The organism is Streptomyces sp. NPDC094034 (genome assembly GCF_040303865.1).
Classification (GTDB): domain Bacteria; phylum Actinomycetota; class Actinomycetes; order Streptomycetales; family Streptomycetaceae; genus Streptomyces.
The window spans coordinates 108621-120421 of record NZ_JBEOUD010000002.1 but is presented as its reverse complement, the minus strand read 5'-3'; the positions used below and the strand labels follow the sequence as shown (position 1 = coordinate 120421).

3 protein-coding genes are annotated in these 11801 nt (G+C 70.0%); 1 reads left to right on the top strand and 2 read right to left on the bottom strand.

The window, feature by feature from the left end; all coding sequences use genetic code 11:
- Window positions 1-125 precede the first annotated feature (125 nt).
- Together ABTZ59_RS03015 and ABTZ59_RS03010 are read right to left on the bottom strand one after the other, a co-directional pair.
- Window positions 126-8774: a non-ribosomal peptide synthetase gene (locus tag ABTZ59_RS03015; protein WP_351389337.1), complete on the bottom strand. Its 8649-nt coding sequence runs from the start codon at window positions 8772-8774 to the stop codon at window positions 126-128.
- A 49-nt stretch (window positions 8775-8823) separates the two neighbouring features.
- On the bottom strand, window positions 8824-10398 hold the full coding sequence (locus ABTZ59_RS03010) for an AfsR/SARP family transcriptional regulator (protein WP_351389334.1): 1575 nt from the start codon (window positions 10396-10398) through the stop codon (window positions 8824-8826).
- A 110-nt stretch (window positions 10399-10508) separates the two neighbouring features.
- Between ABTZ59_RS03010 and ccrA the strand changes: the two genes are divergently transcribed.
- Window positions 10509-11795: a crotonyl-CoA carboxylase/reductase gene (gene ccrA, locus ABTZ59_RS03005; protein WP_351389330.1), complete on the top strand. Its 1287-nt coding sequence runs from the start codon at window positions 10509-10511 to the stop codon at window positions 11793-11795.
- The last annotated feature ends 6 nt before the right edge of the window (window positions 11796-11801 follow it).

Here is an 11801-nt window from a genome sequence, read left to right as displayed (position 1 = left end):
GTGCGGGCGGAGGGCGACGGGGCGGCGCCCTCAGTCACGTCCCGGTTGCGAGACTGAAGGAGGATGTGGCCTTCTCACCGGCACGCCTGGACGACGAGGCTTCCCGGCCTCCCGGGGACTTCTTGTCATCGTGCGCCTTCGGATTCGGCGTTCATCGAGTCCCGCATTTCCAAGGCGTCGGCGATCCGTGCGGCGATCTTCGCGACGGGGCCGGGATCCATCATTTCCGCGTGCTCGCAGGGGACTTGCTCCACGTGGATCGGACCACGGCAGAAGGGATGCCATGTACGGACGAGTTCATCGACCGGTTTTCCGTCGTGTTCGGCGACGAACAGGAGCATCGACCCGGAGTAGTTCCGGGGACGGAACTCCCTCCGGAGCAAGACGTTGTTCTGTGTGACCGCGATGAAGTTCTCCAGTTTGTCACCGAGAACGCGGCCGTACGAACTGCCGTCGTCGGACAGCGCGTCGCGCACCCGGGAGAGCGATTCCGTGTTCTCCGGCTCGTCCGGCAGTTCCGGGGGAGTCGTTCCCAGGACCTCGAACAGTCCGTTCACCACATCGGTGCGGTCCGGTACGCCGGTGCCGGCTCCCGGTTCGTCGACGGCCGGGTACGAGTCGAGAACGGCCAGCAGGTCCACCTGTTGCCCCTGCTCCGTCAGGAGGACGGCCATCTCGTGAACCACCAGTCCGCCGAAGGACCAGCCGATCAGCCGGTAGGGCCCCTCGGGCTGTATCTCGCGTATCGCGTCCACGTAGGCGGCCGCCATCTCCTGGAGGGACTCCGGCAGACCGGTCTCCAGGAAACCCGACGACTGGATTCCGTAGAGCGGGCAGTCGGTGGGGAGGTGGCGCAGGAACTCGGCGTACCGCCAGCTCAGTCCCCCTGCCGCATGCACACAGAAGACCGGGTTCCGGGAGCCTGTCTCCCGCAGTGGCAGCACGGTTTCGAAGGCGTACTGCCGGGCGACGGCGCCCTCCCCCAGTGCCCTGGCGAGGGCGGCGACGGTCGGAGCGGCGTAGAGCGTTCGGATCGCCAGCTTCACACCGAACGTGCTCTGGACCTGGCTGACCAGCCGGGCGGCGAGCAGCGAGTGCCCTCCGAGTTCGAAGAAGTTGTCGTCGACGCCGACCTTCTCCACGCCGAGGACCTGGGCGAAGAGAGCGCAGAGCGTCTCCTCCTGCCTGCTCCGCGCGTCGGTGAAGCCGGTCTCGTCGGGCTGCTCGGGAGCCGGCAGCGCGTTCCGGTCGAGCTTTCCGTTCGGGGTCAGGGGCAACGTGTCGAGGGTCACGAAGGCCGACGGGATCATGTAGTCGGGCAGCCTCTCCCGAAGGTGGCTCCGCAACTCCTCCACCCGGCCTTCGGGGGAGCCTTCCGCGCCGTCGACGGCCACGACGTACGCCGTCAGGCGGACGTCGCCCGGGCGGTCCTCACGGGCCACCACGGCGCACTGGCCGACCGCGGCATGATGGCCGAGGGCGGCCTCGATCTCGGCGGGCTCGATGCGGAAACCCCTCAGCTTCACCTGCTCGTCCGTCCGGCCCACGAACTCCAGGGTTCCGTCGGAACGACGGCGGACCAGGTCTCCGGTGCGGTACATGCGGGAGCCCGGCGCTCCGAACGGGGCGGCGACGAACCGTTCCGCCGTACGGGAGGGCTGATGGATGTAGCCGCGTGCGAGCTGTTCGGAGGCGATGTACAGCTCACCGACGAGACCCACCGGGACCGGGAGCAGGCGGGAATCCAGCACATGGGCCCGCATGCCGTCCATCGGGCCGCCGATGGGTACGTTGTCCGGGATCCGGTCCGTGGCGCGCATCCGGTACTGGGTGGTGAAGACCGTTGCCTCGGTGGGACCGTAGCCGTTGACAACCACGAGGCCGGGACAGGCCTTGAGCACCCGCCGCACGGCCGAGGCCGGGACGACGTCTCCGCCCGTGCAGATCTCCTTGAGCGCCGAGAAGGCGTGCGGCCGCTCCTCCGCCATCAGGCGGAACAGGCCCGCCGTGAGCCACATCCTGGTGATGCCCCAGGAGGAGAGGTAGCCGACGAGCTCGTCCACGCCGAGATCCCCGGGGGCCGCCTCCACCACCTGCCGCTCGCGCAGCAGCGTCAGCCACAGCTCCCAGGTGACCGCGTCCCACGCGTGCGGCGAGTGGAACAGGACGCGCTCGCGGCGGCCGTCGTCCCGCGGTGCGTACGGATCCGCGTCGACCATGCGCACGACGTTGCGGTGGGTCAGAGCCGCTCCCTTGGGGGCGCCGGTGGATCCGGAGGTGTACATCACGCAGGCCAGCTGATCGGGGTGCACCGCGGTGACCGGTGGTGACATGGGCTCCTCGTCCAGCGCGACATCGGCCACCGCCACCCGCCGGACCGCCGGGCCGAGATCGGGGCCCGGCCAGCCGATGTCATGGGTGAGGGGACCGGTGAGGAGAAGCGTGGCGCCGCTCTCGGAGAGCAGTTCGGTGAGCCGCTGTCCCGGTGACCGTTTGTCCAGCGGTAGGTACGTGGATCCCGCCTTCAGGGTGGCCAGCATGGCGACGAGGAGATCCGCCGAGCGCTCGAACAGGAGCGCCACGGGCACCTCCGGCCGTGCTCCGAGCTTCCGGAGGTGATGGGCGAGCCGGTTCGCCCGCCTGTCGATCTCGCCGTAGGTCAGCTCGCCGTGCGCCGACAGATACGCCGGCTCGTCGGGACGGCGCGCGGCGATCTCGGCGAAGCGCTGGTGAATCGTCGGTCCGGCACCCGCGCGGTCGCCGGCACTCGCCCCTGCGTCCGTCTCCTCGGCCTCGTTCCAGGCATCGGTGAGGGTGTGGCGTTCCTCGGGCGTCAGGATGGCGGTGCGGTCGACCAGGCTGCCGGGGTCGCGGGCGATGGCCGTCAGGATGGCGACGACATGACCGCTGATCCGTTGCGCGGTCGCCGCGTCGAAGGCGCGCGGGTTGTAGGCGAGCCGGAGGTGGAGGGCGCCGGTGGCGGGATTGTGGGCCGCCACCAGGTTGAGGGGGTAGTGGGCGTCGTCGTGGCCGTCGCTGGTGACGACCGTGAGGCCGGACTCGTCGGTGGTCGCGTGGTCACCGGGTTCTTGCTGGACGGGGTAGTTCTCGAACACGACGGTCGTGTCGAAGAGTTCCGCGTGGGGGGTCAGCGCCTGAATGGCGCTGAGCCCGAGGTAGTGGTGGTCGAGAAGGTCCGCCTGTCGTTCCCGCAGCCGTCGCATGAGCGCGAGGAAGGTGTCGGCGGGCTCGATGCCGGTCCGGACGGGCACCGTGTTGATGAACAGTCCCACCATGCTCTCGATGCCGGGGATCTCGGCCGGCCGGCCGGAGACGGTGGCACCGAAGACGACGTCGTCCTGACCGGTGTACCGCGTGAGCAGCACGCTCCAGGCGGCCTGGACCGCGGTGCTGAGCGTCAGTCCGTTCTCCCGCAGCTGGTTCCGCAGGATGCCGGTGACGTCGGCGGGGAGCGTGGTGTAGCGGGATTCGGTCCGCGGCGCGGGGTCCTTGTGCGGGCCGGGAGCCATCAGGGTCGGCTGGGCGAGTCCGCCGAGATGGTCGCGCCAGGCGGTGAGGGCCACGTCGGTGTCGCGCCGGCTGAGCCAGGCGAGGTAGGTCCGGTAGGGCGTGGGACGCGGCAGGCCGGTCTCGTCGCCTGCCGAGGCGTAGAGCGCGAGCAGGTCCCGGATCACCAGTGGCATGGACCAGCCGTCGACGAGGATGTGGTGGTTGGCCAGCACCAGATGGTGCCGGCGCTCGGCGAGACGGATCAGGGTCAACCGGAGCAGCGGGGGTTCGGCCGGGGCGAACCGTCGGGTGCGGTCCTCGGAGACGATCCGGTCCAGCGCGGCACGCTGTGCGTCCGGGGCGAGTCCGGTGAGGTCGTGTGTGCTGATCGGCACCTCGACGTGACGGGGGACGACCTGCACGGGATCGTCGGCCGTGCGCAGGTGGAAGGACGCGCGCAGGTTGGGGTAACGCCGCAGCAGCGCCTGGACGGCCTCGCGCAGCCGGTCGGGATCGAGCACGCCCTCAAGGCCGAGTTCCGTCTGCACGGTATAGACGTCGGGACCGTCGTGGTCGTACAGGGCGTGGAACAGGAGCCCTTCCTGGAGCGGGGACAGTGGGAGGACGTCCTCCAAGCCGCCCGCGCTGTCCTCCAGTTGGTCGATCTCCTGCTGGGTGAGGGTGACGAGGGAGAGGTCGGAGGGGGTGTGGCCGGCCTTCAGGTCCTTGGCGTGGGCGGTGATCGCCTGAAGGGCTTCGGCGTACAGGTCCGCCAGTTCGTGGATGTCCGAAGGGCCCAGAAGGCTCTCGGGCCAGGTGAAGTGCGTGGTGAGGCGGGGGCCGTCGGTGTGGTCGTGGGCCACCGCGTCCACTGCGATGGTGTGGGGCGTGGGCATGGCGTTGTCGACGGTGGGGAGGGCGGGCTTCTCGGGTGCCGGGGTGAAGAGGCCCTCGGTGTCCGCGCCGGTGCTCGCGGGGTTGTCTCCGGCCGGGGAGCGTCCCAGGTAGTTGAAGCTGGTCTGTGGGGTCTTCTGGTGGCTGAGGGGGTGATCCGGGGTCAGATACCGAAGGAGCCCGTAGCCGATGCCGTGGTCGGGGAGGGTTCGGAGGTGTTCCTTGACCGCCCTGACGGTGGCGGCCATGGCGGCCGGGTCGGTGTGGAGACGGTGCCAGGGCAGGTTCTGCGTGGTGACGCGGACGGGGTGGCAGGAGGTGAACCAGCCGACGGTGCGGGTGAGATCGGCGTCGGTGCCGGTTTCGTGACGTCCGTGGGTTTCGAGGTCGATGAGCGCGCCGTGCGTGTGGTCGTGTCCGCGGCGGCGCCGCCACTCGGTCAGGGCGAGGGCGTGGGCGGTCACGAGGATGTCGGTGGTTCCGACGTTGTAGGCGGCGGGGACCGAGGTCAGGAGGGGCCGGGTGACGTCGGGGGCGATGGTGGTGGTGTGGCGGCCGGTGACGGTGTCCTGCGTGGGCCTGAGCTCACGGGAGGTGAGCAGGGGGTCGGGCGGCGCGAGAACGGCGGTCCACAGGTCGGTCTCCGCCTGACTGGCCGGCAGGGTGGCGTGGTGGGCGAGGTGATGGGCCCACTGGCGCCAGGAGGTGGGCACAGGGTCCAGCCGTGGCTGCTGTTCCCCCTGGAGGAGGTTTCGGTATGCGTCGGCGAGATCCGGCAGCACGATACGCCAGGAGACGGCGTCGACGACGAGATGGTGGGCTGTCAGCAGGAGGCGGCCCGGCTGGGCGGGACCGGCGTCGAACCAGACCGCCTGGAGCATGCTGCCGGCCCTCGGGTCGAGGCGCTCGATGGCTTCCCCGGCGTGCTGGGTGATCAGTTCGTCGGGGACGCGGTGGCCGCTGACGGGGGCGGGGACGCAGGTGAGGAGGGCCCCGGCGTCGAGAGTGCCGGCAGGGCGGATGTGGAGGTTCCAGGTGCCGTCGGAGGCTTCGACGAGACGGGCGCGGAGGACGTCGTGGTGGTCGAGGACGGTCCTCAGGACGGTGGTCAGATGGTGCCGGGTGGCGCCGGCGGGGGTCTGGACCAGGACACTCTGATGGAAGTGGTCGATGTTTCCGCCCAGGCGGCGCAGCCATTCCATGATCGGGGTGGGCGGTGTGGTACCGACCGGGCTGGTCCGCGGCTGGGTGACCGCGGCGGCGCCGGTGGTGGCGACGAGGGCCAGTTCGGCCACCGACTGGTGCTGGAAGACCTCACGGGGTCTGATGACGAGTCCGGCCTTGCGGGCCCGGCTGACCAGCTGGATCGAGGTGATCGAGTCGCCGCCCAGTTCGAAGAAGCGGTCGTCCACACCTACCTGGTCGAGACCGAGGACTTCGGCGAACAGGTCGCACAGGATCCGCTCCCGCCCGGTGCGAGGGGGGCGCCCGGTGTCCCGCGGCGAAGCGTACTGGGGGGCGGGCAGGGCCCCGCGGTCCAGTTTCCCGTTCGGGGTCAGCGGCAGCGCCTCCAGAACCACGAACGCCGCGGGCACCATGTAGTCCGGCAGCGCGCGCCGGGCGCTCTCCCACAGTTCCTCGACCGGGACCTCGTGCCCGTCCTCCGCGACCAGGTAGGCGACCAGACGCTTGTCCCCGGGACGGTCCTGGCGGACTGTCACCGCGCAGTGGGACACCGAGGCGTGCGCCGAGAGCACCGTCTCGATCTCTCCCGGTTCGATCCGGAAACCACGGACCTTGACCTGGTCGTCGGCCCGGCCCAGGAACTCCAGGTTCCCGTCCTCACGCCACTTCACCAGATCGCCGGTCCGGTACATCCGCGAGCCCGCCGGCCCGAACGGATCCGCGACGAACCGCTCCGCGGTGTGCCCGGCCCGCCCCAGATAGCCCCGCGCCAGACCCACACCCGCGACGTACAGTTCACCCGCCACTCCCACCGGCACCCGGCAGAGCAGTTCGTCCAGGACGAGGACGCGGGTCTCTGTGATCGGACGTCCGATGGGCGGCTTCGAGGAACCGGAGAGCGGCTCACTCATCGTGACGCAGACCGTGTACTCACTGGGCCCGTAGGCGTTGATCATGCGGCGGCCCGGCGACCATTCCGACACCGTCTCGCCGGAACAGGTGTCACCGGCGACGATGAGGGTGAATTCCGGCATGTCCTCGGACGGAAGGGAAGCGAGCAGCGCGGGGGGAATCAGGGCATGTGTGATGCGTTCCCGCACCAACAGCTCGGTCAGTGACTCCGCGGAATGCAGGTTCTCCGCCAGGGTCAGGACGAGCGTGGCGCCGGCCAGCAGCGACACCGTGATCTCCATGAACGCCGCGTCGAATCCCAGCGAGGCGAACTGGAGAAAGCGGTCACCGGGGCGTACGCCGAAGCCGGCGATCTTGCTGGATATGAGGTTCGGGATTCCCCTGTGGGTGACGACGACGCCTTTGGGACGGCCGGTGGACCCGCTGGTGTAGATGATGTACGCGGCGTTCCCGGGACGCAGCGGGGCGACGCGGTCGGCGTCGGTCGGATCGGTGGTGGGCCGGGTGGCCGGCCACTCGTCGCTGATGCCGCGGAGGGTGAGCAGGGGGCGGGCGTCGCCCAGGATGTGGTTGATGCGCTCGGCGGGGTAGTCCGGGTCGATGGGCAGGTAGGCCGCGCCCGCCTTGAGCGTGGCCACAACGGCGACGACCAGGTCGAGGGAGCGCGGGAGGAGCAGGGCGACGCTGCTCTCCGGGCCCGCGCCTTGGGCGATGAGGTGGTGGGCGAGCTGGTTGGCGCGGGCGTTGAGCTCGGCGTAGGTGAGCGTGGTGCCCTCGTAGCTGACGGCGGGGGCGTCGGGTGTACGGGAGACCCGCGCTTCGAAGAGCGTCGGCAGCGTCGCGGTGGCATCCGACGAGCCCGAGTCCGCGGCCGGCCCGTGCGCGGAGCCGCCGGTGTGCCCGTGTGCGGTGAGGGTGCGCAGCTCGCCCGGCGAGAGGATGGGGACCTGGTTGAGGGGGAGGTCGGGGTGTGCGGCGACGGCCGTCAGGAGACGGGTGACATATCCGGTGACGCGTTCGGCCGTGGGGTGGTCGAACAGGTCGCGGGAGTACTGCAAGGAGCCCTCAAGTCCCGCCGCGGCACCGGCCGGGCCGGAATGACGTTCGGCGATGTTGAACGCGAGGTCGAAGAGGGCGGAGATGTCTTCGTCCGGGATGGGCTCAACGGTGAGACCGGGCAGTTCGAGGGTGGACCGCGTCTGGTTGTGAAAGGTGAGGGCGACCTGGAAGAGGGGGTGGCGGGCCAGGGAGCGTTCGGGATTGAGTGCCTCGACCAGGCTCTCGAAAGGAAGGTCCTGGTGGGCGTAGGCGGCCAGAACGGTGTCACGGGTACGTTCCAGCAGGTGCCGGAAGGTGGGGTTGCCCGAGACGTCGCTCCGCAGCACAAGGGTGTTGACGAAGAACCCGACGAGGTCTTCGAGTACCTCGTCGGTGCGCCCGGCGATCGGGACACCGATGGGGACGTCGCTGCCCGCTCCCAGGCGGGTCAGTGTCGCGGCCAGAGCGGCCTTCAGCACCATGAACATACTCGTGTTCGTGGAGCGGGCCAGGCCGGCCAGCCTCTGGTGGGTCTCGGCGTCGACACCGAACTTGACCACACCGCCCCGATAGCTGGGCTCGGCCGGCCGCACCCGGTCGGCCGGCAGCGACAGCTCCTGCGCCATCCCCGACAGCGACCGCTTCCAATGAGTCAGCTGGCGCGCGAACAGGCTCTCCGGGTCCGCCGGATCCCCCAGCAGGTCCCGCTGCCACAGGGTGTAGTCCGCGTACTGCACGGGCAGCGGATCCCAGCCCGGCGCCTGGCCCTTCAGCCTCGCGGCGTACGCCTGAGCCAGGTCCCGCATGAACGGCGCCGTCGACCAGCCGTCGAAGACGATGTGGTGCAGCAGCACCAGCAGCACGTGCTCCCGCGGGCCCACCCGGAACAGGCGCACCCGCAACGGCCGGTCGACCGCGAGGTCGAACACGTACCGCCGGGCCTGTGCCAGCCGGCCCGGCAGCTCCTCCCGGGACACCGTCTCCGTCCCGGCCATCACCGCCTGATCCTCGGGCCCTTCGGGCAGGATGTCCTGGAACGGCTCGCCGTCACGCTCGCCGATCACCGTCCGCAGCACCTCATGCCGGGCCACCACGTCCCCCAAGGAGGCTCGCAGCGCCCCCTCGTCCAGCTTCCCGCCGATCCGCAGGGTGAGCGAGGTGTTGTAGGCCGCGCCGACCGAATCGAAACGGTCCAGGAACCACAAACGGCGTTGCGCGAAGGACAACGGAATCATCAGAACTCCATGCTTGGTCAAGCGGTCACGGGTTGCCGGCAAGCCGCTCTTACGCCGGTGTCGTCCTGGGGCGCGATGCGAGCGCGGGGTACCTGGTTCTCGGTGCGGCCGCCGCCGCGGAACAGCTGACGAGGCAGCGGCGGCCGATGTCGGTGGCCGCCAGGCGCAGTGCCAGCGGCAGGTGTCCGCTCAGCTGCCCGAGCTCGGCGCCCGGCCCGGTCTCCGCCCCGGCCGGGTCGCCGTACGTCAGCCGTCTGATCAGGACAGAGCTTTCCTGCGGGGTGAAAGCACCCAGGCGGATCGGCTGGGCCCCTTCCAGCGCGATCAGTCCGGTCGGTTCTGTGCGGCTGGTGACCACGACCATGCAGCGCCGGCCGGCCGGGAGCAGCGGGCGGACCTGGTGGGAGGAGGCGACGTTGTCCAGCACCACGAGGATCCTGCGGTGGGCGAGCAGCGACCGGTAGAGGGCGGCCTGCTCGTCCTCGTCGTCGGGCACCGCCTCGGGAGGAACCCCGAGGGCTCGCAGAAACATCGACAGGGTCTCGGTGGTGGTGCGGGGAGCGAACGGCGGGACTCCGCGCAGTTCGGCGTAGAGCTGGCCGTCGGGAAAGTGGATCTGGGCCTGGTGGCCCCAGCTCACGGCGAGCGCCGTCTTGCCGGCCCCGGGCGGGCCGGTGATGGCGGCGATCGCCGGGCCCGACGCGGGGTCGCCGCTCGCCACGCGGAGCCGGCTCAACTGCCGTAGCGGTTCGGCGCGTCCGGTGAATCCGGCGATGTCCAGGGGCAGCTGGGCCGGGACCGGGGGTTTCCATGGAGCCGTGCGTGGCCCACCCGCGCCCGAGAAGGGGAGGTCCTGGCGCAGCACACGCAGCTGTGCTGCCTCGATCTCCGGGCCGGGGTCGATTCCGAGGGTTTCGGAGAGCCGCTCGCGTACGTGGGTGAACAGTTCGAGCGCGGCCGCCTGTTGACCTGCTCCCGCCAGGGCGAGCATCAGGCGCGCGTGCAGCCCTTCGTGCACCGGTTCCTCGGGCGTGACCGACCGCAGCTGCCGCACCGCCTCGTGGAAGTGCCCTCTCTCCAGGGCCAGATCGGCGTACGCCAGGGTGCTGGTGAGACGGAGATGGACCGCGTTGAGGATCACCGGATCCTGCCCCAGACGATGGTCCAGGTCCGCGAGGACGCTTCCGCGCCACATCCGGAGCGCCTCGTGGAAGAGCTCTTCGGCCCGTTCCGCGTTCCGCGTCGCGTGTTCCTCGTGTGCCTTCGCCGCCACGTCGAGGAACCGGAGCAGGTCCACCTGGTGCGTGCCGAGGTCGAGACGGTATCCGGTGCCGGTGTGGCGGATCAGGCTCGGGGACGCGCTGTCGGCACCGAAGCCGTCACAGCCCGACTGAAGGGCCTTGCGCAGGCGCGCCACATAGGTGTGCACCAGGGCGAGGCTGGTCGCGGGCGGATTCTCGCCCCACAGCGCGTCGATGATCTTCTCGTGCGAGACCACCTGGCCGGCATGGAGCGCGAGAGTGGCCAGGAGATGCCGCTGTTTCAGGGACCGGATGGAGACGGGCCGGTCGTCGTGGCGCACACTCAGCTGCCCGAGAAGATCGACGTACGTCGTGCCCGTCATGAGGCCACCGCCCCGTACAGCGGGCGTGCAGCACGTCTACCCGTTCCACCGGATACGTTGCGGGCGCGTCCCGCAGACGCCGAATGAACGGGAACCGAGGAGTAATCGCGATGAAGACGCTGTACGAACTTGGTGAAATGCCGCCTCTGGGCCGGGTGCCGGAGAAGATGTACGCATCGACCGTTCGGCAGGACCGCTTCGGTACGCCCGCGAGTGCCATCCGTACCGAGGTCGTCGACGTTCCGCCCGTGGGACGCGGCCAGGTGCTCGTGTACGTCATGGCCGCGGGCATCAACTACAACGGCGTGTGGACCTCGCTCGGTGAACCCATCGACGTCATCGCCATCCGCCGGCGTCAGGGTGCCACGGAGGACTTCCACATAGGCGGGTCGGAGGGTGCGGGGGTGGTCTGGGCGGTGGGCCCGGGCGTGGAGCAGGTGAAGGTCGGCGACGAGGTCACTCTCTCCAGCTGCCAGTGGGACGAGACCGCACGGGACGTCCGGCTCGGCGCGGACCCCATGACCTCCGCCACCCAGAGGGCTTGGGGATACGAGACCAACTACGGTTCCCTCGCCCAGTTCGCCCTCGTCGACGAGTACCAGTGCCACCCCAAGCCGCCCAGGATGAGCTGGGAGGAGGCCGGCTGCTTCATCGCCACCGCGGCGACCGCCTACCGGCAACTGTGCGGCTGGGAACCGCACACCGTCCGCATCGGGGACCCTGTCCTCATCTGGGGAGGTGCCGGCGGGCTCGGCTCGATGGCCATCCAGATCACCGCCCTGAGGGGCGGGCTGCCCATCGCGGTCGTGTCGACGGAGGAGCGCGGCGAGCACTGCCTGCGGATGGGTGCCAAGGGAGTGATCAACCGGACCGAGTTCGATCACTGGGGACGCATGCCGGACCACGACGACACGGAGGGGATGGCCGCCTGGTCCAAGGGCGTGCAGGCGTTCGGACGACGGATCTGGGAGATCCTCGGCGAGAAGCGCTCCCCCCGGATCGTCTTCGAGCACACCGGTCAGGACACCCTTCCGACCTCCATGTTCGTCTGTGACACCGCCGGCATGGTGGTGACGTGCGGTGGCACCAGCGGCTACAACGGCGATCTCGATCTCCGGTACCTGTGGATGCGCCAAAAGCGCCTGCAAGGCTCGCACTTCGCCAACACCAGGCAGTGCCATGACGTTGTGGAACTCGCGGCCCGGGGGCAGCTGGACCCCTGCCTGTCCTGGTGCGGCGGGTTCGAGGACATCGGCAAGGCCCACCAGATGATGTACGAGAACGTGCATCCGTCGGGCAACATGGCCGTGCTGGTGAACGCGCCCACCACCGGTCTGACCACCGCCGGCCTGACCACCAGCGGTCCGACCACCGCCGGCCTGGCCGCCGCCGGGTAGACCGAT

Excerpts from the sequence above, each read along its gene's own strand:
- ccrA (WP_351389330.1), top strand. The coding sequence starts at position 10,509 with ATGAAGACGCTGTACGAACTTGGTGAAATGCCGCCTCTGGGCCGGGTG.
- ABTZ59_RS03010 (WP_351389334.1), bottom strand. The coding sequence starts at position 10,398 with ATGACGGGCACGACGTACGTCGATCTTCTCGGGCAGCTGAGTGTGCGC.
- ABTZ59_RS03015 (WP_351389337.1), bottom strand. The coding sequence starts at position 8,774 with ATGATTCCGTTGTCCTTCGCGCAACGCCGTTTGTGGTTCCTGGACCGT.